General features: G+C 71.1%; 19 protein-coding genes. 7 read left to right on the top strand and 12 right to left on the bottom strand.

Annotated features, from left to right (window positions below; genetic code table 11):
* Positions 1-131: 131 nt before the first annotated feature.
* The 3 genes from AB0J97_RS39085 to AB0J97_RS39075 are packed head-to-tail and all read right to left on the bottom strand — an operon-like array spanning position 132 to position 3,549.
* Positions 132-872, bottom strand: coding sequence for a succinate dehydrogenase/fumarate reductase iron-sulfur subunit (locus AB0J97_RS39085; protein WP_357704176.1), 741 nt, complete (start codon positions 870-872; stop codon positions 132-134).
* The gene (locus tag AB0J97_RS39080; protein WP_364098620.1) at positions 869-2,794 is read right to left on the bottom strand and encodes a fumarate reductase/succinate dehydrogenase flavoprotein subunit; all 1,926 of its coding nucleotides are present in this window, start codon (positions 2,792-2,794) and stop codon (positions 869-871) included. Before AB0J97_RS39080 ends, AB0J97_RS39085 begins: the two co-directional genes overlap by 4 nt.
* On the bottom strand, positions 2,791-3,549 hold the full coding sequence (locus tag AB0J97_RS39075; RefSeq protein ID WP_357704173.1) for a succinate dehydrogenase cytochrome b subunit: 759 nt from the start codon (positions 3,547-3,549) through the stop codon (positions 2,791-2,793). Before AB0J97_RS39075 ends, AB0J97_RS39080 begins: the two co-directional genes overlap by 4 nt.
* Before the next feature lie 132 nt (positions 3,550-3,681).
* Here AB0J97_RS39075 and AB0J97_RS39070 point away from each other — a divergent pair, with 132 nt between their 5' ends.
* The 7 genes from AB0J97_RS39070 (at position 3,682) to AB0J97_RS39040 (ending at position 10,997) form a co-directional block, all read left to right on the top strand.
* On the top strand, positions 3,682-4,611 hold the full coding sequence (locus AB0J97_RS39070; RefSeq protein ID WP_357704171.1) for a LysR family transcriptional regulator: 930 nt from the start codon (positions 3,682-3,684) through the stop codon (positions 4,609-4,611).
* A 35-nt stretch (positions 4,612-4,646) separates the two neighbouring features.
* Positions 4,647-5,783, top strand: coding sequence for a fused response regulator/phosphatase (locus AB0J97_RS39065; protein ID WP_357704169.1), 1,137 nt, complete (start codon positions 4,647-4,649; stop codon positions 5,781-5,783).
* Positions 5,780-6,922 carry an ATP-binding protein gene (locus AB0J97_RS39060; protein WP_364098615.1) on the top strand — a complete coding sequence of 381 codons (1,143 nt, stop codon included), beginning with the start codon at positions 5,780-5,782 and terminating at the stop codon, positions 6,920-6,922. The genes AB0J97_RS39065 and AB0J97_RS39060 overlap by 4 nt, the downstream gene beginning before the upstream one ends.
* Complete coding sequence (locus AB0J97_RS39055; RefSeq protein ID WP_364098612.1) at positions 6,919-7,368, top strand: response regulator; 450 nt, start codon at positions 6,919-6,921, stop codon at positions 7,366-7,368. Before AB0J97_RS39060 ends, AB0J97_RS39055 begins: the two co-directional genes overlap by 4 nt.
* A gap of 194 nt (positions 7,369-7,562) precedes the next feature.
* Positions 7,563-8,348 carry a hypothetical protein gene (locus AB0J97_RS39050; RefSeq protein ID WP_364098609.1) on the top strand — a complete coding sequence of 262 codons (786 nt, stop codon included), beginning with the start codon at positions 7,563-7,565 and terminating at the stop codon, positions 8,346-8,348.
* A 13-nt stretch (positions 8,349-8,361) separates the two neighbouring features.
* Positions 8,362-10,248 carry a fumarate reductase/succinate dehydrogenase flavoprotein subunit gene (locus tag AB0J97_RS39045; RefSeq protein WP_357704161.1) on the top strand — a complete coding sequence of 629 codons (1,887 nt, stop codon included), beginning with the start codon at positions 8,362-8,364 and terminating at the stop codon, positions 10,246-10,248.
* Positions 10,245-10,997 carry a succinate dehydrogenase/fumarate reductase iron-sulfur subunit gene (locus AB0J97_RS39040; protein WP_352324162.1) on the top strand — a complete coding sequence of 251 codons (753 nt, stop codon included), beginning with the start codon at positions 10,245-10,247 and terminating at the stop codon, positions 10,995-10,997. The genes AB0J97_RS39045 and AB0J97_RS39040 overlap by 4 nt, the downstream gene beginning before the upstream one ends.
* A 57-nt stretch (positions 10,998-11,054) precedes the next feature.
* Here the strand turns inward: AB0J97_RS39040 and AB0J97_RS39035 are convergent, their stop codons facing one another.
* The 9 genes from AB0J97_RS39035 to AB0J97_RS38995 all read right to left on the bottom strand — a co-directional run bounded on the left by AB0J97_RS39035 (position 11,055) and on the right by AB0J97_RS38995 (position 25,730).
* Positions 11,055-12,446, bottom strand: a complete 1,392-nt coding sequence (locus AB0J97_RS39035) for a hypothetical protein (protein WP_364098605.1) — start codon at positions 12,444-12,446, stop codon at positions 11,055-11,057.
* Between the two features lie 2,294 nt (positions 12,447-14,740).
* A complete protein-coding gene (locus AB0J97_RS39030) occupies positions 14,741-15,133 on the bottom strand; it encodes a (deoxy)nucleoside triphosphate pyrophosphohydrolase (protein ID WP_357704155.1) in 393 nt (130 codons plus the stop codon).
* Positions 15,134-15,146: 13 nt separating this feature from the next.
* Positions 15,147-16,244, bottom strand: a complete 1,098-nt coding sequence (locus AB0J97_RS39025) for a bifunctional lytic transglycosylase/C40 family peptidase (RefSeq protein ID WP_357704153.1) — start codon at positions 16,242-16,244, stop codon at positions 15,147-15,149.
* Positions 16,245-16,246: 2 nt separating this feature from the next.
* Positions 16,247-16,870 (bottom strand): hypothetical protein, encoded by a 624-nt coding sequence (locus AB0J97_RS39020; RefSeq protein WP_357704151.1) that lies wholly within the window; start codon positions 16,868-16,870, stop codon positions 16,247-16,249.
* 2 nt (positions 16,871-16,872) lie between these two features.
* Positions 16,873-19,218, bottom strand: a complete 2,346-nt coding sequence (locus AB0J97_RS39015) for a type IV secretion system protein (protein WP_364098600.1) — start codon at positions 19,216-19,218, stop codon at positions 16,873-16,875.
* The gene (locus AB0J97_RS39010; protein ID WP_364098597.1) at positions 19,215-21,692 is read right to left on the bottom strand and encodes an ATP-binding protein; all 2,478 of its coding nucleotides are present in this window, start codon (positions 21,690-21,692) and stop codon (positions 19,215-19,217) included. The genes AB0J97_RS39015 and AB0J97_RS39010 overlap by 4 nt, the downstream gene beginning before the upstream one ends.
* 47 nt (positions 21,693-21,739) lie before the next feature.
* Complete coding sequence (locus AB0J97_RS39005) at positions 21,740-24,595, bottom strand: TcpE family conjugal transfer membrane protein (RefSeq protein ID WP_364098594.1); 2,856 nt, start codon at positions 24,593-24,595, stop codon at positions 21,740-21,742.
* Between the two features lie 55 nt (positions 24,596-24,650).
* The gene (locus AB0J97_RS39000) at positions 24,651-24,896 is read right to left on the bottom strand and encodes a hypothetical protein (RefSeq protein WP_352325464.1); all 246 of its coding nucleotides are present in this window, start codon (positions 24,894-24,896) and stop codon (positions 24,651-24,653) included.
* 81 nt (positions 24,897-24,977) lie between these two features.
* A complete protein-coding gene (locus AB0J97_RS38995; RefSeq protein WP_364098591.1) occupies positions 24,978-25,730 on the bottom strand; it encodes a conjugal transfer protein in 753 nt (250 codons plus the stop codon).
* Between the last annotated feature and the right edge of the window lie 535 nt (positions 25,731-26,265).

Genomic DNA, 26,265 nt, shown 5'->3' with positions numbered 1-26,265 from the left:
CCCCTTCGTCCCTGGTGCGTTCTTCTGACACCGGGAAGTGGTGCGAGCACCCCTGTTGTTACAGCTCGCCTAGAAATCGCAGAAGCCCCGCCCCGGTGCGTACCGGGACGGGGCCTGCTCGACGACCTGGCCTACTTGGCGTTGGCCTTGAGGTAGTCGCTGTTCATCTGGGCGATCGTGTCCAGCGGGATGCCCTTGGGGCACACCGCCGTGCACTCGCCGGTGTTCGTGCAGCCGCCGAAGCCCTCGGCGTCCATCTGGTCCACCATGGCCTTGGCGCGGACCAGGCGCTCGGGCTGGCCCTGGGGCAGCAGGCTGAGGTGAGTGATCTTGGCGGCGGTGAACAGGGAGGCCGAGCCGTTCGGGCAGGCGGCCACACAGGCGCCGCAGCCGATGCAGGTCGCGGCGTCGAACGCGGCGTCGGCGTCCTCCTTGCGCACCGGGACGCTGTGCGCGTCCGGGGCCGAGCCGGCCGGGACCGAGACGAAGCCGCCCGCCTGGATGATGCGGTCGAACGCGCTGCGGTCCACGACCAGGTCCTTCACCACCGGGAACGGCGCGGCGCGCCACGGCTCGATGGTGATCTCGGCGCCGTCCTCGAAGTGACGCATGTGGAGCTGGCACGTCGTCGTGGCACGCTGCTCGCCGTGCGCCACGCCGTTGATGACCATGCCGCACATGCCGCAGATGCCCTCGCGGCAGTCGTGGTCGAAGGCGATCGGGTCGTCGCCCTCCACGATCAGCCGCTCGTTCAGCACGTCCAGCATCTCCAGGAAGGACATGTCCGGGGACACGTCCTCCACCCGGTACGTCACCATGCGTCCGGCGTCCGAGGCGCCGTTCTGACGCCAGACCTTGAGGGTCAGGTTCACTTGTAGCTCCGCTGGGTCATCTTGACGTACTCGTATTCGAGCGCTTCCTTGTGCAGCACCGTCTCGCCGGAGGGCGTGCGCTCCCAGGCCGAGACGTGCGCGAAGTGCTCGTCGTCGCGCAGGGCCTCGCCGTCGGGGTCCTGCGACTCGGCGCGGAAGTGGCCGCCGCAGGACTCGGTGCGGACGAGGGCGTCCAGGCACATCAGCTCGGCCAGGTCGAAGAAGTCGGCGACGCGGCCGGCCTTCTCCAGCACCTGGTTCAGCTCCTCGGCGGTGCCGGACACCTTGACGTTCTTCCAGAACTCCTCGCGCAGCTCGGGGATGCGCTCCAGGGCCTTGCGCAGCGACTCCTCGGTGCGCTCCATGCCGCAGTAGTCCCACATGAGCTTGCCCAGCTCGCGGTGGAAGGAGTCGGGGGTGCGGGTGCCGTTCACCGACATCAGGCGGTCGATCCTGGTCCGGACCTTGATCTCCGCCTCGGCCACGGCCTCCTCGTCCACCTCGCCGTACGGGCCGTTGGCCAGGTAGTCGCCGATCGTGGTCGGGAGCACGAAGTAGCCGTCGGCCAGGCCCTGCATCAGCGCCGAGGCGCCGAGCCGGTTGGCGCCGTGGTCGGAGAAGTTGGCCTCGCCGATCACGAACAGGCCGGGGATCGTGGACTGCAGGTCGTAGTCCACCCACAGGCCGCCCATCGTGTAGTGGACCGCGGGGTAGATGCGCATCGGCACGTCGTACGGGTTCTCGCCGGTGATGCGCTCGTACATCTCGAAGAGGTTGCCGTACTTCTTCTCCACCGCGTCGCGGCCGAGCCGGTTGATGGCGTCGCGGAAGTCGAGGTAGACGCCGAGCCCGCCGGGGCCGACGCCGCGGCCCTCGTCGCAGACGTTCTTGGCGGCGCGGGAGGCGATGTCACGCGGGACGAGATTGCCGAAGGCGGGGTAGATGCGCTCCAGGTAGTAGTCGCGCTCCTCCTCCGGGATGTCGCCGGGGGCCCGGTCGTCGTCCTTGCGCAGCGGCACCCACACGCGGCCGTCGTTGCGCAGCGACTCCGACATCAGCGTCAGCTTCGACTGGTACTCGCCGGAGACCGGGATGCAGGTCGGGTGGATCTGCGTGTAGCACGGGTTCGCGAAGTACGCGCCGCGCTCGTGCGCCCGCCAGATGGCCGTCGTGTTGCAGCCCTTGGCGTTCGTGGACAGGAAGAAGACGTTGCCGTAACCGCCGGTGGCCAGCACCACGGCGTCGGCGAGGTGCCGTTCGATCTCGCCGGTCACCATGTCGCGCACGATGACGCCGCGCGCCCGGCCGTCGGAGACGATCAGGTCGAGCATCTCGTGGCGGGTGTGCATCTCCACGGTCCCGGCCGCGATCTGCCGCTCCAGCGCCTGGTACGCGCCCAGCAGGAGCTGCTGACCCGTCTGGCCGCGGGCGTAGAACGTACGGGAGACCTGGGCGCCGCCGAAGGAGCGCGTGTCCAGCAGGCCGCCGTACTCGCGGGCGAACGGCACGCCCTGGGCCACGGCCTGGTCGATGATGTTCACCGAGACCTGGGCCAGGCGGTAGACGTTCGACTCGCGGGCGCGGAAGTCGCCGCCCTTGACCGTGTCGTAGAAGAGCCGGTAGATCGAGTCGCCGTCGCCGCGGTAGTTCTTGGCGGCGTTGATGCCGCCCTGGGCGGCGATGGAGTGGGCGCGCCGGGGCGTGTCCTGGTAGCAGAACGACTTGACGTTGTAGCCCAGCTCGCCCAGGGTCGCCGCGGCCGAGCCGCCCGCCAGGCCGGTGCCGACGACGATCACGTTGAGCTTGCGCTTGTTGGCCGGGTTGACCAGCTTGGCGCTGAACTTCCGCTTCTCCCACCGCTCCTCGATGGGACCGGCGGGAGCCTTGGCGTCCCGGATCTCCGAGCCTTCGGTGTACTTCACTTCACAACTCCGAACGTGATGGCGAGGGGCGGGGCCAGGAAGCCGACCACCAGGACCGCCGAGACCAGGGCGGCCGTCAGGCGCAGGCCGCGGTAGCGGTTGCGGTTGGCCCAGCCCAGCGTCTGGAAGGCGCTCCAGATGCCGTGCCGCAGGTGCAGGCCGACCATGACGACGGCCACGAGGTAGATGAGGGTCACCCACCAGCGGGAGGCGTCGAAGCCGGCGATCATGCGGTCGGCGGGCGCGGAGTCGAAGCCCTTGGGGTTCACGACGCCGAAGGTGAGGTCGAGCAGGTGCCAGACCAGGAACAGCAGGATCGTCAGGCCGCCGAACCGCATGATGTGCGTGGCGTAGCCGTTGGCCTGCGACTTCTTGGCCACGTACTTGACCGGCCGGGCCTTGGCCGCCTTGCGCGACAGCGAGATCGCGGCCCACATGTGCAGCACGACCGAGACGACGAGCCCGATCTCCAGGATCGTCAGCACCGTCCGGTACGGCGCGATGGGCTCGAAGAGCGTGCGCAGCGCGTCGGCGTACTCGTTGAACGAGTCCTTGCCGAGGAAGATCTTGAGGTTGCCGAGCATGTGCAGGACGAGGAAGGACACCATCACGGCGCCCGTGACGGCCATGACGACTTTCTTGCCGTTCGACGAGCTCAGGAACCGGCTCGGCTTCTTGGACGTCGGTGCGGGTGAGGCACCCTTGGGGGCGTTAACAGGCGCGGTGGCGGCGCCGCGCTCTATCGTGGCAGTCACGTTTGAACGCTAGGTATCCAGCAATGATCCGTCCAAGTCATCGCGGATCTGGTTTCCATAGCTTCCGGCTATGATGCTTGGTTTATACGGTCGGCATAAGGAAAAATGCTCGGCCGGTGCGAGGAAAATCACATGCAGTTGCAGCAGCTCGCCTACTTCGTCGCGGTCGCGGAGACCAGGCACTTCACCCAGGCGGCCGAGCGCATGCGGGTCGCCCAGCCCTCGCTCAGCAAGCAGATCAAGGCTCTGGAGAGCGAGCTCGGCGCGCCGCTGTTCTCCCGCGCGCGCGGGAACGTCACGCTGACGGCCGCGGGCGAGGCGCTGCTGCCCCTGGCCCGCCGCATGCTGGCCGACGCCGACACCGCCCGGCAGGAGGTGGCCGAGCTGGCGGGGCTGCGCCGCGGCCGGGTACGGCTGGGGGCCACGCCGTCGTTGTGCGCGGGCCTGCTGGCCGACGCGCTGGCGCGTTTCCACCAGGCGTACCCGGGGGTGGAGCTGCTGGTGGAGGAGGGCGGGTCGCGTGACCTGGTCAGGGCGCTGGCCAGGGGGCAGCTCGACCTGTCGCTGATCATCATGCCGCTGCAGAGCGACGACCCCTCGCTGGTGACCGAGGAGATCCTGCGGGAGAACCTGGTCGTGGTCGCGCCCTCGCACGAGCGGGCCCGGGGGCCGTACCTGCGGATAGAGGACCTGCGCGGCCGGCAGATGGTGATGTTCAGGCGTGGCTACGACCTGCGCGAGGCCACCCTCGCCGCCTGCCGCCAGGCCGGGTTCGAGCCCAGGTTCTCGGTGCAGGGCGGCGAGATGGACGCGGTGCTGCGGTTCGTCGAGGCGGGGCTCGGCGTGGCCGTGGTGCCGTCGATGGTGCTCGACGGGCGTCCTGGGCTGTCCGGCACGCCGCTCGCGCCGCCCGGCCTGAGCCGGACGATCGCCCTGGCCCACCGCAAGGACGTCGAGCCGACCAGGGCGGCGCAGGCGTTCCGGGAGACCCTGCTCTCCTTCGTGGTCGAGGCCGGCCAGGAAGGCACGCTTCCGCAAGGGGTCGAACTCATCGCAGAATGAGCAGCAACAGCCCGACTCCCCCGGGAAAGGCGTGTGTGACGGCAAACCTCGACGAGCCGCTGACACTGCTCCTCATCGAAGACGACGACGGCGACGCCTTCCTTGTCGAAGAGCTGCTCAACCAGGCCGTGGCGCCACCGACGATCTTCTGGGCGCGCAGCCTCCAGGAGGCCAGGGCCAAGCTCGACCCGACGATCCAGTGCGTGCTCGTCGACCTCACGCTGCCCGACGCCAGCAGGCTCGAAGCGCTGGAGGAGGTGCTCGCGCTGGCCCCGCACGCGGCCGTGCTGGTCCTCACCGGCCTGCGGGACGTGCACGTCGGCGTGGCCGCCGTCCAGGCGGGCGCCCAGGACTACCTGGTCAAGCAGGACATCGACGCCCGCCTGCTGGCCAGGGCGATCAGGTACGCGATGGAGCGCAAGCGCGCCGACCTGACCCAGCTCAGGCTGTTCGAGGCCGAGCTGACCGCCAAGGAGAACGCCCGCCTGGAGAGCGGCCTGCTGCCCGTGCCCCTGCTGCGCACCGACGCCATCACCCACCAGATCCGCTACCTGCCGGGCGACCGGGGCACGCTGCTGGCCGGCGACTTCCTCGACATGGTCCAGACGCCCGACGGCGCGGTGCACGTCGTCGTGGGCGACGTCTGCGGACACGGGCCCGACGAGGCCGCGCTCGGCGTGGCGCTGCGCATCGCCTGGCGCACGCTGGTGCTGGCCGGGCAGACCGGCGACACGCTGCTGCGCACGATGGACGCCCTCCTGCGCGCCGAGCGCAAGGCGCCCGAGATCTTCACCACGCTGTGCATGGCGACGCTCACGCCCGACCTGCGCGACGCCCGGATGCGCGTGGTCGGGCACCCGCCGCCGGTGCTGGTCCGCGGGGGCGTGCCCGCGGCGGTGGACGGCACGCCCTCGGGTCCGCCGCTCGGCATCTTCCCCGACGCCGAGTGGGCGGTCATCGACGTGCCGCTGGGCGAGGAGTGGTCGATGCTGCTCTACACCGACGGCCTGATCGAGGCGGCCGTCGGCGAGCGCAAGGAGGCGCTCGGCGTCGAGGGCCTGGTCGGGCTGGTGCGCGAGCACGGCGCGATCGACCTCGACCGGCTGATCGCGCACGTCGGGAAGCCGAGCGACGACCTCGCGGTGGTCATGGTGTCGAGGAGACCGGGATGAGCATCCATCCGCTGCCGCCCCCGAAGCCGCCGACCGGGCTCGGCAGGCTGCCGGTGGCCCGCTGGTTCCTGGTCATCGGCGCGGTGGCCGGGTTCGCGTTCGCGGCCGGCGTAGTGGTCACCATGACGATGATCGCGCACGCGCGGGCCCTGAACCCGAGGCCCGAGGTGGCCGCCCAGCTCGACCGGCTCAACGTGGCGCTGATCGTGATGTTCGCGGTGCTGGCGGCGTGCGGGGCGGGCCTGGCGTTCGTCGTCCGGCACGCCGTGCTCAAGCCCGTCGCCCGGCTCACCGAGCAGGTCCGCACGGTCGCCGCCGGCGATTTCGACCACCGGCTCGGCGTCGACCGGCCGGCCGAGCTGAGCGAGCTGTCCAGCCACGTCGACTCCATGCGCCGCCGCATCGTCTCGGCCTGGCGCGAGGCCGCCGACCAGGCCGACGAGCTGCGCAGGTCCAACGGCGACCTGGAGCAGTTCGCCTACGTCGCCAGCCACGACCTCCAGGAGCCGCTGCGCAAGGTCGCCAGCTTCACCCAGATGCTGGAGCAGCGGTACGGCCCGCAACTGGACGACCGCGCCCGGCAGTACATCCACTACGCGGTCGACGGCGCCAAGCGCATGCAGCTCCTGATCAACGACCTGCTCGACTTCTCCCGGGTGGGCCGGGTGAACGGCGGGCGCGCGCCGACCGACTCAGGCCAGGCCCTGAACCGGGCCCTGGAGAACCTGTCGGCCATGATCGAGGACACCGGCGCCACCGTCGTCCACGACGACCTGCCCATGGTCGAGGGCAATCGGCCGCAGCTCACCCAGCTCTTCCAGAACCTCGTCGAGAACGCGGTCAAGTTCCGCTCGCAGGAGCCGCCACGCGTGATCCTCACGGCCGAGCGGAAGGGCGACATGTGGGAGTTCAGCTGCTCCGACAACGGCATCGGCGTCGACCCCAAGTACGCCGACCGCATCTTCCTGATCTTCCAGCGGCTGCACCCTCGCGACGTGTACCCGGGGACCGGCATCGGCCTCGCGCTCTGCCGGAAGATCGTCGAGTACCACGGCGGGCAGCTCCGGCTCGACGACACACCGGCGGACCAGGGCGCGACGTTCCGCTGGACGCTTCCGGCGGAAGGAGACGACGCATGACCGACTGGCACCCGATCGACGTGCTCCTCGTGGAGGACGACCAGGGGGACATCCTGCTCACCAGGGAGGCGTTCGCCCTCAACAAGGTGCGCAACCGGCTCGACGTGGTCAACGACGGCGAGCAGGCGATGGCGTACCTGCGGCGGGAGGGCGCCTACGCCGGCGCGCCCCGGCCCGACCTGATCCTGCTCGACCTCAACCTGCCCCGGATGAACGGCCTGGAGGTGCTGCGCGAGATCAAGGCCGACGCCGCGCTGCGGACGATCCCGGTGGTGATCCTGACGACCTCGGAGGCGGAGGAGGACATCCTGCACAGCTACCGGTTGCACGCCAATGCTTATGTGTCGAAGCCGGTGGATTTCGAGCAATTTATCCGTGTTGTCCGGCAAATAGATGATTTTTTCGTGACCGTGGCGAAGCTCCCGACACCCGGCCGGCGGCCCTGACGCGCCTACGTGACAGGAATCACAGTGGGTCATCGAAAAAGTGAGTGACCCCGCTCACAAAATCCTATGCGGTCGTCGTAACGTATCCCCCACCAATACGCGCCCAGAGCGGTACCGCACCCGCCGTACGCGCGCCCAGTGAAACGACCCGGACCCCCTGTGTGCAGGGTCCGCGGGAGGTGGAGAGGTCCGCGATGACCCAGACGACGCCCGAAGCCCCGGTCAGAAGGCAACGCGCCCAGGTCAAGGTGCGCACGCTGCGCACCGACAGGTGGTGGCTGGTCCCGCTGCTGACTTTCCTCGGGCTCAGCTCGTTCCTTGTCTACGGCGTGTGGGCGATCATCGACGGCAGTTATTTCGTCGATCCGTACATCGCCCCGTTCGCCTCGCCCTGTCTGACCACGGCGTGCCCCGAGGGCGCGCGGCTGTTCGGGTGGGCGCCGATCGGCGATTGGTTCACCCTGCCGCCAGGGCTGCTCATCCTCGGCCTGCCGGGCGGGTTCCGGCTCACGTGCTACTACTACCGCAAGTCGTACTACCGGTCGTTCTGGCTGTCGCCGGCCGCGTGCGCCGTCCAGGAGCCGCACGGCAAGTACACCGGTGAGACCCGGTTCCCGCTGATCCTGCAGAACATCCACCGGTACTTCTTCTACGCCGCCATCGTGATCGGCCTCGTCCTGGCCTACGACGCCGTCCTGGCGCTCGTGCACAAGCCGCAGGGGCTCGGCACCTGGATCCTGGTCGTCAACGCCGTGCTGATCAACACGTACACGCTGTCGTGCCACTCGTGCCGGCACATCACCGCGGGCAGGCTCAACCACTTCTCCCGTCACCCGCTGCGCTACCGGGCCTGGACGTTCGTCTCCAAGCTCAACGCCAAGCACCAGCAGCTCGCCTGGGCCTCGATGTTCTCGGTCATGATCGCTGACTTCTACGTCCGCATGGTCGCCAAGGGCGTCATCGCCTTCCCGTTCGCATAAAGGACTTCTTCCAGTGGAAATCGAGCGTCACGAATACGACGTCGTCGTCATCGGTGCGGGCGGCGCCGGGCTACGGGCCGCCATCGAGGCCCGCCAGCAGGGCAAGCGCACGGCTATCGTCTGCAAGTCACTGTTCGGCAAGGCCCACACCGTCATGGCCGAGGGCGGCGCGGCCGCCGCCATGGGGAACGTCAACTCCGACGACAACTGGATGGTGCACTTCCGTGACACCATGCGGGGCGGCAAGTTCCTCAACAACTGGCGCATGGCCGAGCTGCACGCCAAGGAGGCCCCCGACCGCGTCTGGGAGCTGGAGGCGTGGGGCGCGCTGTTCGACCGCACCAAGGACGGCAAGATCAGCCAGCGGAACTTCGGCGGTCACGAGTACCCGCGGCTCGCACACGTGGGCGACCGTACCGGCCTGGAGCTGATCCGCACCCTCCAGCAGCGGGTCGTCGCGCTGCAGCAGGAGGACTTCGAGACGCACGGCGACCACGAGGCCTACATCAAGGTCTTCGCCGAGTGCACGGTCACCCGCCTGCTCAAGGACGGCGACCGCATCTCCGGCGCGTTCGGCTACTGGCGCGAGACCGGCAACTTCCTGCTCTTCGACGCCCCCGCCGTGGTCCTGGCCACCGGCGGCATCGGCAAGTCGTACGTCGTCACCTCCAACTCCTGGGAGTACACCGGCGACGGCCACGCCCTGGCCCTGCTCGCCGGCGCCAACCTGATCAACATGGAGTTCATCCAGTTCCACCCCACCGGGATGGTCTGGCCGCCGTCCGTGCGCGGCATCCTCGTCACCGAGTCCGTCCGGGGCGACGGCGGCGTGCTGCGCAACTCCGAGGGCAAGCGCTTCATGTTCGACTACATCCCCGAGGTGTTCAAGGACAAGTACGCCACCACCGAGGAGGAGGGCGACCGCTGGTACAACGACCAGGCCAACAACCGGCGCCCGCCGGAGCTGCTGCCGCGTGACGAGGTGGCCCGCGCGATCAACTCCGAGGTCAAGGCCGGTCGCGGATCGCCCCAGGGCGGCGTCTTCCTCGACGTCTCGACCCGCCTGCCGGCCGAGGAGATCAAGAAGCGGCTGCCGTCGATGCACCACCAGTTCAAGGAGCTGGCCGACGTCGACATCACCGCCGAGCCCATGCAGGTGGGCCCGACCTGCCACTACATCATGGGCGGCGTCGAGGTGGACGCCGACACCGGCGCGGCGGCCGTACCCGGGCTGTTCGCGGCGGGCGAGGTGTCCGGCGGCATGCACGGCTCCAACCGGCTGGGCGGCAACTCGCTGTCCGACCTGCTGGTGTTCGGGCGGCGCGCGGGCGCGGGCGCGTCGGCGTACGTCGACGGGCTCAAGGCCCGTCCCAAGGTCGCCCAGGAGCTCGTGGACGCGGCCCGCGAGGAGGCCCTGGCGCCCCTCCAGCGCGACGGCGAGAACCCGTACGAGGTGCACCACGAGCTCCAGCGGACCATGAACGAGCTGGTCGGCATCATCCGCAAGGCCGAAGAGGTCTCCGAGGCCATGGAGGTCGTGGAGAAGCTCAAGGAGCGCGTGCGCCAGGTCGGCGCGGCCGGCTCGCGGATCTACAACCCCGGCTGGCACCTGGCGATCGACCTGCGCAACATGGTGCTGGTCTCCGAGTGCGTGGCCCGCGCCGCCCTGCTGCGCGAGGAGAGCCGCGGCGGCCACACGCGCGACGACTTCCCCGGGATGAATCCGGAATGGCGCCGCAAGCTGCTCGTCTGCTCCACGGCGGACGGCGGCGACGTCCAGGTCGTGGAGAAGACCCAGCCGTCCATGCGCGACGACCTGATCACCCTGTTCGACCGGGACGAGCTGAAGAAGTACCTCACCGACGAAGAGATGGCCGAGTTCGACGGGATTGCCAAATGAGTTACAAGGCGAAGTTCAAGGTCTGGCGTGGTGAGGGCGGCGAGGGCAAGCTTGAGGACTTCACCGTCGAGGTGAACGAGGGCGAGGTCGTCCTCGACATCATCCACAGGCTCCAGGCGACGCAGGCCCCCGACCTGGCCGTGCGCTGGAACTGCAAGGCCGGCAAGTGCGGCTCGTGCAGCATGGAGATCAACGGCAAGCCGCGCCTGGGCTGCATGACCCGGATGTCCACCTTCTCCGAGGACGAGACCATCACGGTCACCCCGATGCGGACCTTCCCCGTCATCAAGGACCTGGTCACCGACGTGTCCTTCAACTACCAGAAGGCCCGCGAGATCCCCTCGTTCACGCCGCCCGCGGGCGTGCGTCCGGGCGAGTACCGCATGCAGCAGGTCGACGTCGAGCGCTCGCAGGAGTTCCGCAAGTGCATCGAGTGCTTCATGTGCAACAACGTCTGCCACGTGATCCGCGACCATGAGGAGAACAAGCCGGCCTTCGCCGGTCCGCGCTTCCTCATGCGGATCGCCGAGCTGGACATGCACCCGTACGACGTGGCCGACCGGCAGGAGTCCGCCCAGGAGGAGCACGGGCTCGGCTACTGCAACATCACCAAGTGCTGCACCGAGGTCTGCCCCGAGCACATCAAGATCACTGACAACGCGCTGATCCCGATGAAGGAGCGCGTGGCCGACCGGAAGTACGACCCGCTGGTCTGGCTGGGCAACAAGATCTTCAAGCGCGCCAAGTAGGCGAGCAATCGGAAGCGGGGGCCGGATCCGTCCGGCCCCCGCTTCCGTCGTTCTCCGCTACTTGCGGCCCCAGCGCTTCTTCTTGTGCTTCGGGTCCGGAATCTCCTTCGTGGCGTCCTCCGGCTGCTGCGGCGGCAACGGCTGGACGACCGTCGCGGCGTCCCCCTCCGGCGGCAGGTACGGCGGCGGCTGGTACCCCTCGGACGGCCCCGGCTGCCGGGGCTGCACGGGCTGCTTCGGCTCGAACAGCGACGGGCCCTGCTGCCAGGGCTCGGAGTCGCCGCTCTCGGCCGCCGCGGCCGGGGCCAGCGGGAACTCGCGCTCATCCTCGTACGGCTTCCCGCCGCCCGGCGGGATGTCGGCCGGCGGCTGCTCGGCGGGGATCAGCGGCTCGAACGGGTCACGGTAGTCCTGGGTGGCCTGCGGCGGCTCGCTGTAGGAGTCGAACTCGTCCGGGTGCAGCACGACGGGCTCGGGGGCTGTCGCGGGCATGGTTGCGGGCATGGTGGCGGGCATGGTCGCGGGCACTGTCGGCTCCGGCTCGGGCGGGTAGCCGCCCTGGTGCCCGTACGGGTCGTGGTAGGCCGCCGGGTCGTGGTACGCCGGGCCGTAACCGGGCTGGCCGGTCGGGTAGGTCTGGATCGGGACGAAGCTGATGATCGGCGCGTACGCCGTGCCGCCCGGGTAGCCGGGGGCGGGGAAGGAGGCCGTGGCGTAACCGGGGCCCGCCGGGTAGCCGGGCGGCGGCGCGTCCGGACGGCCCATCGGGGAGCCCGCCGGAGGGCCCGCCTTGCGCACGGCCGCCGCGTGGGCCATGCGGCGCAGCCGTCCCTCGAAGATGAGCACCGCGAACAGCGCGAGCAGGACGAGCACCAGCGCCGGGATGCTGAGCTTCTGCGTCAGCGACTTCTGGTCGAACTCCGGCGCGGCCGCGCGCAACTCCAGCTGGCCCGAGTCCGTGGCCGGGGCGGTGTCGCTCGGCGGCGGCGGGACGGCCGCGGTGGGCGAGTCCGTCGGCGCGACGGACGGCATCTCGACGGTCGGCTCCGTCGACTGCTCCGTGGGCAGCGGCCCGGCCGTGGTCTGCGCGGTGGGCAGGGGCGCCAGCGGCTGCTGCGTCGTCTCCTGGACGGGCGGAGGTGTGGGCGCGGTGGTGGTCTTGGGCGGTTTCGGTGCCTTCGTGGTCTTCGTCGGGCCCGCGGTGACGGTGTGGGTGATCGTCGTCTCCGGAGCCTCCTCCGGGGTGGGCGTGCCCAACGTCGTCGTGACGGTGACCGTGGTCTGCGGATCGCAGGTCTCGCCCGCGTCGCACGGCTCCACCGCCGGGTCGAAGGCCGCGCGGCTGACGGAGGCGCTCGCGCTCTGACCGACGAACGGGGCCACACCGACACCCGTCAGCCCGAGCGCCAGGACGATCGCGGACACGGCCGTCGCTCGCGTGCGTGCCACCGGAGCCCTCCGCATAGTCCCGGAACCTTGGTCAAGGGAATACTAGTCGGGTCAAAGCAACAGTAAAGACGGAATTACCATACGTTTCGCGGCTTACGCCTGCGTTGGAGTCTCGGGACCAGCCACAGGGCTCCCAGCAGCACGCCGATCCCCCCGATGACCAGCGAGAAACCGCGAGGGCCGTCCAGAGGGCTGGCGTAGGCGACGGGACGAACAGGTTTCCGCGCCTCCACGACCTGCACCGGCCACGGCGCCCCGGCCGCCGACTCCGGCGCCAGGCTCACCACCCCCGGGCTCCCCCCACCGGCAACCGCCCCCGCCGGCACGCCCCCCGGCACCCCGCCGGCGGCCACACCCCCCGGCAGCGCCCCACCGGGCAGGCCCCCTGACACTCCACCGGCCACACCCCCGGGCATCACGCCACCGGGCAGGCTCTGATGCAGCGCCCCCGGCACCCCACCCGGCGCCAACCCCGCCGCCCCGGACAACCCTCCGTGCGCAGCCCCTCCGGCCAGACTCCCCAACGCCCCGGGCACACTCCCCGCCACACCACCAGACAGGCTCCCCGCCGCGCCACCTGGCAGGCTTCCCGCAACACCGCCAGGCGCGCTCCCGGCCGCGCCACCTGGCAGGCTGCGCGCCACGCCGCCGGGCAGGTTGCGCGCCATCAGGCCACCGGGGAGGGCTTGTTGCCCCGCCGTGCCGCTGCGCGTCTGGCCGGCCGCGCCGGGCACCTGCCCCACACCCCCCGCCCGCGGGAACGCCCCCAACGTCCCGCCCGTACCTCCGACTCGGGGAACCTGCGCTCCGGGCAACGCCCCTCGGACCCCGCCCACGCCACCTGCGCGCGGGGCCTGCATCGCACCCCCGGCCCTCACCCTGGGGAGCGCCCCCTGAGCTCCGCCGACGGCTCCCAAGCCGGTGGCCCCTCCGGAAAGGCCGGGCCACCCCGCCGCCGCACCACCCGTGCCACCAAGCGCACCACCGGTGCCACCCGCGCCGGCGCCACCCGCACCCAGGAGGCCGCCTCGCGTCTTCCCTCCGGAACCTGCGAGCAACCCCGCAGCGCCACCCTGCTGCCCCCGTACGCCCGCCCACGGCCCGCCTTGCGCGCCGCCCAGCCGCCGCCCGTTGTGGGGGGCAGGAACGGGCACCGCCTGGCCGCTGATCGTGGCGGCCTCGCGCGGCATCTCCTCCCCCACCTGCATGGACGCGCTCCTGCTCATGGTGGTCAGCCCACCGGAGGGCGTCCGCATCCTGGCCACCGCCGCGAGCACCACCTCCTTGGCCCCCGCAGGCGCCTGGAAGATCACATCCAGTGCCCGCTCCCCGGAGACCGCCCCGAGGGCGCAGACCCGCGCGCCGGGCAGTGCACCGCCATCGGCAGTCGAACCCTCCCCACCGGCCAGGGCCCGCGCGGCCAGCATCCCAGCCGCCTCCCGCCCGCCGACCTGGGCCCCGCCCCGACCACCTTCAGCCCGTGCCCCCTCCTGGCCACCTTCAGCCCGTGTCCCCTCCTGGCCACCTTCAGCCCGTGCCCCCTCCTGGCCACCTTCGGCCCGGGACACCCCCGAACCCCGCTCAGCCCAAGAGGCGCCCTGCCTGTCCTGAGCCCGAGGCGCTCCCTGACCCCCCTGGACCTGATGCGCTCCCAGCCCGCCCTGGGCGCGGGACGCGTCCTCAGGGCGCGGGACGCCCCGACCGTCCTCGGCGTGCGGCACCCCCTGCGCACCGCCGACCTGCGGCATCCCCTGCCCGGCCCCGACCGGCGGCGCGCCCTGAACCCCTGGCGCTCCCGGCCCCCACTGCGCCGCCTCCCGGTCGGCCCCCGTCTGCGGCGCGCTGTAACCGGCCTCCGCCCGCGTCAGGCGTCGGCCCGGCGCGGGCTCCCCGCCCGGAACCGGGAACGGCAGCGGATGAGCCCCCTCCCCACCGGACTCCTCGGCCCCGTCCACCCCACCGGCCGCCATCCGGGAAGCGCCGGAGGACGTCGGGCAGGACACCCCCGCCAGCGCCTCGACCGGGCTGGTGGCCACCGCGACCTTGGCCCCCTTGGCCATCCCGTTGAGCCGGACCCTAAAACGCTGGACGTCACCCGTCCTGATCCACTTCCCCATGCCCTCGGGGCCGCTCACGCGTTCGAGCACGAGCGTCACCCCCGCAGCCGCCACGGGCACGGAGGGCAGCGCCACCAGGATCAACGCTCCAGAAAGGATCCAGCCACGCCGCATCACTCCACTCCCCCACTGCGACAAATCACGTGTAGTAATCGTTATGTCACAGAGAGAGACGGTCTAATCCTGCCGCAGCAGACTCTCCACGGTCTTCATGATCGGCAGGTCGGCCCCGAGCCACTCCACGTCGTAGTACTCCCCCGGCCCCAGCCAGCGCAACGCCAGGTGCTCACGGGCCTCGGGCGTGCCGGAGGTGAGCGTGGCCAGCCAGACGCGCAGGACGTACCCCTCCGACAGCGCCCAGTCCTCGCCCACGCGCGCGCCCACCGTGATCTCCACGCCGAGCTCCTCCCGGCACTCCCGGACCAGCGCGTCGACCTCGCTCTCACCCGGGTCCACCTTGCCGCCGGGGAACTCCCAGCCCCCGGCCAGCGCGGCGGGCGCGGCCCGCTGCGCGGCCAGCACCTTGCCGCCCGGGGCGACGATCACCGCCGCCACCACGATCGTGCTCATGCGTTCGTCATCCTCACAGTGCGGGATTCTGCAGCTTCTTGAGCTGGTCGAGCACATCGGGGTTCTGCAGGGGACGGGTGAAGCCCATCTTGTTGTCGCGCGCCTGGTAGCTCGTCACCTTGATCGGCCCGCACAGCGTGCACCGGGCCTCCAGCATCTTGCCCTCGGACACGACCAGCCCCACGTGACCGGGGTTGTCGGCCGACGAGCCCGGACCGGCGTTGAAGAACACCAGGTCCCCGGGCTGCTCGTCCCCCGCCGGCACCTTCACCCCGAACGGCCACTGCGTGAACGTCGTGCGCGGGATGCTCAGCCCGGCGGCCCGGTAGGCCGCGTAGATGACGCCCGAGCAGTCGAACGCGTCCGGCCCGGTGCCGCCCCACAGGTACGGCTTGCCGCGCTGCGCCAGCGCGAACTGGAGGATCTTGGCCACGATGTCGCTGGGCGCGGCCGCCACCAGGGGGTCGTCGCACTCCTCGGAGGCCTGCGGCGGCACCTCCACCGCACCCGACTTGGCGTACTTCCTGGCGATCTCCTCGACCTGGTCGACGTACCACCAGGCGCGGTTGTAGGTGAACAGGGCCCGCCGGACGTTCTCGGGCGCGCCGTTGCGCTTGAGCATCTTGGCGGCCCCGAGGATGGCGTCGGCGGGGTTGTAGACGTCGCCCACGCCGTCGCCGTCGCCGTCGGAGGCGTAGCCGTTGAACGTCGAGGACATCGGCACCTGCGCCTTGCCGCCCCACGTCGAGATCAGGAACTGCATCGGGCCGGCCGCGCCCGCGTAGTTGGTGCCGCTCTTGACGCCGGGCAGGTCGCTGCGGCCGTGGTCGGTCTCGCGCTTGCCCACGGCGGCCAGGATCGTCCACTGGACGCCGATCTTCTTGCCCCACTTCTTGTACAGGTCGAGGTAGTCGCCCGGGATGTCGGCGGCGCCCGAGTCGGACACCTCCTGCACCTGGGTGCCGCCCTCGCAGTCGACCGAGCCCTCGCCACCGCCGTTCAGGAAGGACGGCATCGTGACCAGCAACATCGGCGAGATGATGATCGCAGCCAGGAGGAGGACCCCGGCGAGACCGAGCAGCAGCGCCAGGCGGGTGGGGGAGGACTTCACCGCTAGCTGTCCCCGTCCTGGCCTTCGGTGGCGGGCAGCACGTCGAAGATCCGCCAGTCGGCGCCGAGCTGGCTCACCGTGACCGCCAGGTCCTCGACGTCCTGCCTGCTGCCGCTCTTCGCGGTGACCTGCCTGGTCTCGGTCACGACGAAGACGATGGAGGTCTTCTCGATCTGCCTGATCTCCTTCAGTCGGGCCGTGGCCTGGGAGACGACCTGGTCGTCGCGGTTCTGCTGGACGGTGCCCGCCGAGGTGAGCGTCCGGGTGAGGATGTTGCCCAGCTCGGCGGTGGTGAACGTCTTGACCCTCGCCGCGTACGCGGCCGGCTCCTCGTCGTACCTGAAGGTGCCGTAGACGGCGGTGAAGCGCTCGGCGAGGTCCGCCGCCGCGGCGAGCTGCTCCTTCTTCATCGGCAGGTAGGAGTAGACGTCGAACGGCGCGTCGCTGGCCGTGGCCAGCGGCTTGCTGGGCGCCGAGGGCGCGGCCGCGGACGTCCTGCCCGTGGACGGGGCCTGCTCGGGCGGATCGTCCGAGCTCGGCCACATCGTGAGGTAGACGCCGACCGCGGCGATGACCACGACGATGGCGGCGAAGGCCAGCCCGCGCTTGTCACCGGACTGAGCCATGGTCAGTCCTTGCCGCTGTTGGGCTTGAGCCAGAACGGCACCGACGGATCGTCACCCGAGCCGCCGTTGCCGCCGCTGCGCAACCACAGCGGCGGCGCCTCGGACGAGCGGGACGACGACTCGTCCGACCCGAAGATCCTGGGCCCCGACGACGCGCCGGACGGCCGGGACGCCGACCCCCCGGACCTGGACCCGCCACCGTTCCTGGACCCGCCGCCGCCGCCGAAGAAGCCGCCCCCGGACCCACCGGAACCGGACCCCGAACCGCCACCGCCGCCGAACAGCCCGCCACTGGAGCCACGCGTACGCGACCCCGAGGACCGCGAGCCGCCGCCCCCGCCGGACCCGCCGAACCGGGAGCCGCGCGAACCGCCCGAGGAGCCGTTGCGCGAACCACCGGACGCGCCGCCCCGCGAGGCCCATCCGCCACCCGACCGGCCGCCGAACCAGCCACCGCCACCAGCGCCACCGCCGCCACCGCCGGAACCCCCGGCGGAGCCGCCACCCGCGGCCATGCCCCCGGACGGCGTGCCACCCGCGGCCGCCGCACCGGAGCCCGCTCCGCGGGCGCCGCTCGGCGCCGGGCCACGCGTCCTGCCGGCCTGGCCGCCGAGGTTGAGCGGGGGCGCGGTGCCCCTGCGGGGTTCGAGCGGAGGCCGGGCCCCCGCCTTACCGCCCTGCTGGTCGGTGTCCAGCGGCGCGGCCGACACCGGCATCCGGGTGCCCGCCGAGACGCCCTCGCCCTCCTCGCCGCGCATGCGCGCCTGGGCGACCGCGGCGCCGGCCGCCGCGCCCGCGCCGCTGCCCGCGGCCGCCGCCCTGATGAGCGGCTCGGCCTTGCGCAGGCCCCACCGGCCGAGCTTGGCGCCGGCGACCGGCGGCAGCACGTTCGCGGCCCGCTCCAGCACGGGCGAGCTCGCGGCGTCGCCGAGCATGCGGGTGGCGACCGTGTGGCCGCTCAGGGACGCGAACAGATGCTGGAACGGACGCCGGTAGAAGAACACCGCGATCGTCAGCAGCGCCATGAACAGCACCTGCAGCCCCCAGGGCATGGCCGTGGAGATGATCAGGGCGTACCCGTAGACCAGGACGCTGAGGACGAGCGTCAGCACCGCCTGCCTGAGCAGCGTGCCGACGAGCATCTCCACCCAGCGCATGGCGATGATGCGCCCGCTGCCCGGATGGACGCCGACCAGCAGGAACACCGGCCCGAGTATCAGCAGCAGCAGGAAGCCCACCTTGAGCACCAGCAGCGAGACCGCCACCAGGAAGATCAGCAGCCCGGCCACCACCGCCGCGATGAGCGCGCCGACGGACACGCCGAGCCTGCTCGACCAGTCGCGGCCGGAGAAGACCGTGTAGCGGGAGTCGTTCTTGAGCAGCTCGGCGACCTTGGCGTACTCGGCCTGATGGGCGGCGATGTCGGGGGCGGGCTGGCCGGCCACGGCGGGGGCGATCGACTGGGTCTCCAGCATCTTGCGCCCGAAGTCGCGCACGATCGGCTGCTGCGGGTCGGCGGTGCCGAACATGCCCACCAGCCACGGCTTGCAGACCAGGGTGGACCACAGGGCGTCGGCGTTCTGATCGACGCCGGCGGTGCCGACCTGGCCGTAGCCGCCCGGTTTGATCTGGGGGTTCGTCTGGCCGGGTGGTGGCAGGCAGGACGCGCCGCCCGCGCCCGGCAGGCCGGAGAAGGCGGAGTTGACCACCTCGCCCGTCTTGTCCGTCACGACCTTGCCGAGCCCGGTGAAGTCGCCCGGCCGGCTGAAGAACCACACGGCCACGGTGACCGCGAGGACCATCCAGATCACGCCCTCGGCGGTGGTGGTGGCCCGCTTGCGGATCAGGCCGTACCAGGCGAGCCAGATCGCGCCGAGGATCACGATCGGCCGCAGGAACGGCCAGTACATGGCCTCGGACAGGTTCTGGACGATGTCGTCGACGACGTCCTTGATCGACTGGAGCGGCCCTTCCGTCGCGGCCGCCTGGTACGTCGTGATCGTCAGCCGGTCGATGGCCTTGGCCGCGGTGAAGACGCCGTTGGCCCACATGTTGCCCAGCACGGCGACGTAGTCGGAGCAGCCGAGCCCGTGGGTCTGCCAGAACTGGCCGGCCATGCCGAACTGGCCGTAGTTCGTCGTCGGGGCCTGGGCGCCGCCCGTGGGAGGCGGCGGCTGGATCATTCCGTCGGTGCCACCGCCGATCATCTCGGGGTTGAGGGGCCCCGACAGGTCACAGGGCGCCGCCGCGACGGGCGTGGAGAAACCGCCCACCACCAGCGGAACCACGAGAACGGCACTGACCAGCGCGAGAACCAGCGCCAGTCGTCGGGATAGTCGGATCTTCATGACCGCACCTCCTGCGCCCTGCCCACGCCCCCTCGAAGATCATCATGCCCGCCACCGTCTGGTTTGTCGTGTGTCGGGTTCGTGTCGAGCCAGCGGAGCAGTTCTTCGGAGATCAGGTCTACTCCGATGCGCCCGGCTCTGCCATCCAGATCACGGAATACGCATTCGCCGTTGCCGAGCGAGCGGAGCACGGCCTTGTGCTCCTCCGACGGCTCCACGCCGAGCAGCGACATGACGTGGTCCACCTCCACCCTTTCGGTGGAACGGAACGCGAACACCGAGGACAGACAGTTGGTCACCTGCTCGTTCAGCAGGTCTCCGGCGTTCTGGGACACCAGGACGAGCGCCGTGTTCCGGGACCGTCCCATGCGGCTGACCTCGGGCACGAGCTTGGCGCCCTCGGGCGTGGAGGTGATCGCCCACGCCTCGTCCAGGAAGATCGCCTTGGGGGCGCGGCGGTCGAGGCCGTTCATCAGCCTGCGGGCGAACTGCGAGACCAGGTAGAGCAGGGCCACCGAGAGCCGCTGCTCGTAGGAGTAGTCGTCCCTGGTCGTGGCCACGTCGGGGAGCGTCAGCCCGCCCAGGGTGAACACGGTGGTCCAGCCCTCGCTGTCGATCTGGTCGCCGCCCGAGGGGTCGAAGCAGAGCCGGGCCAGGTGCATCTCCGACATCGAACGCAGCACCGCGCCCAGGTTCTTGGACGCCGGGTCGTCGGCCCGCTCCAGGTAGTCGACCACCTTGCCCAGCGACGGGTCGGCCCCGTTGGAGACCGCGGCCACCGCCTGGATCATGGCCGACTCGCGCTCCTCCGACATGCGGGGCAGCAGCAGCCGCAGCGTCTCGGTCGCCATGGTCTTCTTCGCCGCGATGTCGTCGCCGAACGAGAACGGGTCGAGCAGCCCCGGCGCGGCCGAGCCCAGCGGGATCACCCTGGCCTTGCGCCCGCGCTTCTCCAGGAGCTGGACCAGCGACTCGGCGTCGCCCTTCGGGTCGATCACCGCGACCGTGACCCCGCGCAGCGCCATCTGGTAGATCATCAGCAGCGCGAGCGTGGTCTTGCCGCCGCCCGGCTCGCCGGTGATCGCGATGGCGGTCGGCCGGTTGCGGCTCGCGGCCAGCAGCGGGTCGAAGTGCACGATGCTGCGCGCCCGGCCGACCGTCTCCCCGATGTACGGCCCGAGCCAGCCCTCGCTGCCGTCGTCGAGCCGGTCGCCGAGGTCGACGGTGGCCGTGGCCATGCCGCCCGCGATCGTCCGCAGCGGCTGGCGCTGGGCGTAGGCGTTGACGCGCACCTTCTCGCCCGGCAGCGCCTCGCAGAACAGCGAGAACTGGTCGCCGGTCGAGTTCACCACGTCGATGCCCATGTCGCGGTAGTGCTCGACGACCGCCTCGACCCGCTGCACGCAGATGTCCTCCGTGGGGGCCGAGACGATCAGGCGGTGCCAGCCGTACACGAAGGGCAGTCGTTCCTTGGTGATGCCGTGTTCGAGCATGCGGGCCGCGTCGATCTGCTCGGCCAGCGCGATCGGCGCCTCCGCGCCCGCCTCGCGGATGTGGTGGTCCATGTCGCGGGCGTGGGCCAGCTTGCGCGCGACGTCCTTGGACGCCTTGACCGGCGGGATCAGCCGCATCCTGGACGAGATCTCCACCGGGAAGGGCAGCTGGTCGGCGAAGTGCATCCACGGCTCGCCGTCGGGGAACGGCATGAGGTCGGGGAAGCGGGCGAAGGACAGATGGGCCACGTACGAGTCGCCCTGCGGCTGCACGATCCGCAGCAACGACCTGCCGTTGTGGATCTCGCCCTCGACCAGCGACTCGATCTCGCCCTTGCCCCAGCGCCGCTTCGGGCTGGCCGAGGGCGGCGGGTCGCCGAGCGCTCCGGCGGCGGCGTGCTGGAACAGCCAGGCCACCTCGACGGACGTGGCGTGCCTGGCGTACAGGGCACTGGACGCCAGCGCCCTGCCCAGCCGTTCGGCCGACTCCGTCCAGCGGCCGATCTCGCTGTCCGGGACGTGGTCGTCCTCCATGCCGAGCGCCTTCTCGGTCTTCTGGTAGAAGCCGAGAAGCTGGGCCAGCACGCCGCTGCCGAGCTGCTTGCCGCGCGGCCCGAGGCGTACGCCCAGGAAGACCTCCTTCGACCAGAAGTCCTTCGCCCAGACGTGCCGGTACATCTCCTCCAGGTAGTCGCGCCAGCCGGGCCCCTCGTCGGACGTGGCGTTGAGCGCCATCGCCCACTCGGCCGCCGGGTAGGTGCGGTGCGCGACCCGCAGGTGGACCTCGGCGTCGGGCATCCTGATCGCGGCCAGCGCGATCGTGACGTTGGTGGCCAGCGCCTCGCGTTCCTCCGGCGTGACGAACTCGTAGCTGACCGTCGGAAGCCGGAAGTACGCCCACGCGCAGGTGTCCGTGAGCAGGATGCGGTCGTCGAAGTACCGGACCGCGAGGCGCTGGTGCGCTCGGGACGCCCTGCTCATGCCGCCCCCTCGGCGCATGAACGGGCCAGACCTGCTCGCATGTTCACTTAACGCTCACCGATTCTCGTGCCCGGGGGGTCACTCGCCAACTCCTCTTCGCTCGGTCGGACGGCCTGTCCGTGTGCCTGTACCGCGAAGCCTGCGATCACGACGCCGGCGAGGGCGAGGTAGGCCCGCCGTCCGGCCGCGCGCAACTGACCGGGGTCGACGATCTCGGCGCCGCCGGGCGCCAGGCCGTCCTCCCACGGGACCCGGACGATGGCCCGGCACCTGCCTCTGGCCACCGCCTCCGCCTGCTCGACGTCGGCCATCGAACGCCTGCTGACGCCGTTGACGACCATCACCGCACGCCTGCGCAGCTCGCCGCACCCGTGCCCGTCCAGCCATTCGTACGTCATCGCCACCGCTTCCGCCGCCTCCTCGCTCGCCGGGACCACCAGCACGAGCTGGTCGGCGTACGGCAGGATGCGGGCCGCGAGCGCGGCGGCCGGGTCGATGACCGACAGCTTGTAGTGGCGGTCGAGCAACCGCATCGACTCGCCGAGACGGTGGTCGGAGAAGAAGCTGCGGTCGGCGAGGCGCTGCTCGGCGCCCGCGTCGGTGTCGGCCGAGATCACCTCCAGGCCGGAGGCGGTGCGGGTGGTGAAGCCGCGCATCTTCAGGTAGCCGCTGACCTGGTCGAGCCCGGACAGCAACGACGTCAGGGTCTCGGGCGTCTCCGGCTCGATCCTGCTGGTCAGGGTGGTGCCGCCGGTGTTGGCGTCGACGGCGACGATCCGGTCGTCGCGGTAGGTGGCGAAGGTGTGGCCGAGCATGAGCGCCGTCGTGGACTGGCCCGCACCGCCGGTGCAGCCGAGCACCACGATCCGCCGGCTCCCGCCGAACACGGCCCTGGCCCTGGCCTCGTCGATCTCGGACGCGTCGGTTCGTACGCCGCCTCCGCCCACCACGACCTGGGCGATCCTGCGCCATCCGCCGGAGTCCCGGCCGACGACGGACTCGACCCTGCGCACCCGTCCCTCGGCGGGCCTGCTCTCACCGGGCCTGGGAACCGGCACGGGCGCCACGAACTTTCCAGCCCTGTCCCCTGACCTCCCGCCGACGGGCCGCTGCCGCGCCGCCACCTCCCGCACAGGCTCGTCCCGGACGGGCTCGTCCTCGACCCGCTCGTCGCGGACCGGCTCGGCATGCACGCGCTCGACGGGCGCGGGCTCCTCGTCCAGGGCAGGCGCATCACCGACGTGGTCTACAGGGGCCTCCGCACCGACGGCATCGTCCTTCCGAGCGGGGGCGTCGTCCGGCGCAAAGGCGTCGACCGGGGCGAGGGCGTCCACGTGAGAGGGGGCGTCCACGTGGGAGGGGGCGTCCGCCCGGGCGGTGCCGGGCTCTCCATGGGATGCGTCCGCTTCGGCGGCGGCCTGCCCGGCGGGGGCATCGCCGCCGTCGCCGGCGGTACCGCCATCAGCGGGGGTGCCGCCTTCGGTGCCCGAAGGCCGTTCAGCGGGGGCGGCGTCGGACGCCGCGACGTCCGCGCCGGCGGCGGGACCGGTCTCCCCCGCGGGAGCGCCGTCGGAGGTGGTGGGGCGCTCGGCCTTGAGGATCTGGTCCTCAAGGCGGAGGGTCGGACCGGAGAGGGGCTTGGCGTCGGGGTCGATCGGCGGCCAGGAACGCTGCGCGCCCAGGATCACCGTGCCGGGCCCGCCTCGCGGCGGCTGCCCCTTCCTGTGCTGGTCGCGCGCGATCGCGTTCTCGCCCTCACGGCCCTCGCCCTCACGGTCCGCGCCTTCGGGACGCTCACCGGCACCCTGGCGGCGCTCGCCCGTGGCCGCACGGCGCTCGCTCACGTCGTCACGGCGCTCGTCCGTGGCAGCACGGCGCTCGCTCACGTCGTCACGGCGCTCGGCAACGCCGTGTCCGGATGTCTCCGGAGGGGCGTCGGCGCTGGCGGCGAGCCGGCGCAGCCGCCGCAGTGCCTCGGTGTCGATCGGCTTGCCGGACGCGGGCCTGCGCCCTTCCGCCGCCCGGATCGACACGACCGCCCCGTGACCGCCCTGTGCCTCGGCCGACGCCCTGTCCGCCTCGGCGTCCGTACGTTCACCGTGCCCGTCACCGCGCCCTGCGGCGTCGCGCTCAGGGGCCTCGCGTCCGCCCGCGTCGCGTTCGGAGCGGGCGTGACGGGGGCGGGCGGGGAGAGCGCCGCCGGTGAGCTCGCGGCTGGCCAGCTCTCCGGCGGCGACGTCGTGCTCGACCGGCGACGACGCCGGTCCGTTCTCATCCCCGGGCACCAGGACCAGCGGCACGTCCTGCCCGAAGGCGGGCGCGGCACGGCGGGCCTGCGGCGCCAGCGCGGGAGCCGTGCCCCGCCTGGTACGCGACCCCCACCCGGTACGGGCTTCCGCCACCGGCGCCTGCTGGGCGGCCGCCGCCGCGGCGGCCACGGCGGGACGCACCTGCCGCGGCCCGGTGATCCGCTGCCCCTCGCGCTTGCGCTGCGGCTGGCGGGCCTTGCGCGCCGCCTTCGCCTTGACCCGCACCGGAGTGGTACGCCACACGCGCCCGGAGAACGTGACCCCCTCGGGCTCGGACGTGGGCGCGAGCCGGTACCAGGCCTTGGGCTGGCCCAGGTAGCGGAGCTGGGACTCGAGAAGCTCGGTGAGCCGCTTCCCCTCGATGACGGGACGCGTGGACAACCACGTCACGATCCCCGGCGGGACCAGGAACAACACGTGCCACGGCATGGCCACCGGCACGCCCACCAGGATCAGCAGGAGGGACCACGGCACGAACACCCCGACGAACACGCCGATCCAGACGATGGGGAGCGGCATCGGGAGGCGAAGGTCGTAGAGCTTGTAGAGCCGCTTCTCGATGCGCCAGATGTTCGTATACGTGGGCAGGTCCACGCAGTCCTCCTCTCCACCCGCTCGTACATGACCGCCCTGGAGCGGTCTCAACCCTTTACTTGATGCCCAGCGCGCCCGCGATCGCCTTCGCGGTCACCTCGATGATGTTCGGAACGTAGAAGATCACTCCGATGGCCACAGCCAGGATGAGGAACTGGACGAAACGCGTGATCTCACGGGTGAAGAGGAAGAAGAGCGCGACCACGGAGACGACGACCAGGAACAACGGGGCGAAGAAGGCCCGCAGGAAGTTGGCGAGCCCTCCGGTGTCGATGCCGGTCGGCGACGGCGACGGCGACATTTCGATCAAGGTGAGCACTACGGTCTTCAACGTCACTTCTTGTCCTCCCGGGGGGTACCGAACAACAGCGCGGTCGTGCGTCTATTCAACGGCCCGACCAGCGCCGCGGATGTCGGCGACGTACCACTTGTCGCCCTGCTTCTCCACGGTGAGGCGGTAGGCCTGCTCCAGCCGCCCGCCGACGGCGGCCGGGTCGGTGGCACTGGGTGTGGCCGGAGCGTCGCCGTTGGGCACGATCCACACCACGACCGCCTGGATCTCTCGGGTGGCACCCCCCACAGGCACCACGATGTCCTTCAACTCCGCGAAGGTGAACGCGCTGCCGAAGCTCGGCAGCGTCTTCCCGGCGGCCACGTAACGCTGCAGCCCGGCGGTGTCGCCGGAGGCGTAGTCCTTGAAGAAGCCCTCCAGTTGCGGCTTGAGCTCGGCCGCCGCCGCGTCGTCGGCCTCCGGCTTCGCGACCTGCGGGAGGTCGGCGGGAGCCGGCGCGGGCAGGATCGCCGGGCGGCCCGAGATGACGAACCGCCTGCCGTTGTCGTCGCCGGAGTAGTAGATCGGGACCGACAGCATGAGCCGGCGCGGCCCGGACTGGAAGGCCACGCTCACCACGGCGTTCTGGGCGTCGGACGCCTCGATGTCGTACGGCTGGATCGCGACGGCGGCCATCTTGCCGAAGCCGTCCCACCACATCTGGGCGTCCATGCCCTCGGCCAGGAAGGCGGCCAGCTTCCTGGTCCTGCTGGCCGCGTCTTCCGGACTGAAATTCAGATAGACCCCCGCGAACTGGGCGGCGAAAGCCATGCCCTGGTCAGCGGGGAATCCCTTGTGCGCCACGACGGCGCCATTGGTCGTCGTGGGCTCTTGCTGGGTAAACCGCTCAAATGGGGCACGAATCCCATTCACCACGATAACCACAATAAGCGCCCAGAGAATGATGCGGCCGGCCCAAACCAGCCACCGTCCGCCGCCACCGGACCAGCCGCCCCGACGAGGCCTGCGCGAGGGCGGCGCGTCGAAGTCAGCCATGTCCGGGCGCGCGGAAAGCTCAGGCTCGCCAGCGATCCGAGGATCGTGCTGGACGGTAGACCTACGAGCCATCACGCCTCCGCTCGCGCCGATCCCCCCGGTTGGCGCGGTGTCGTCCGTTGCCGATCCCCATCATCCGCGGTGAAGTAGTCACCCTATCCGGTCCCGCCATTCTTCCAGGAAAGCCACGCCCATGCTGCAGGCATGACCGCCTTGACGGCAAACCGGATCCGTATGGCAGGACTCAGTGCCGCTTCCTGTCAGTTACCGGTGGAATCACCATTTGACCAGGCCAGACGCCTATTTCCGCCTAGCGCGGCGGACATGGATTGCTGTCCAAAAC

This window comes from Nonomuraea sp. NPDC049607, from assembly GCF_040675375.1.
Classification (GTDB): domain Bacteria; phylum Actinomycetota; class Actinomycetes; order Streptosporangiales; family Streptosporangiaceae; genus Nonomuraea.
The sequence above is the reverse complement of the archived record's forward strand: the minus strand, read 5'-3'. Positions and strand labels throughout refer to the sequence as shown.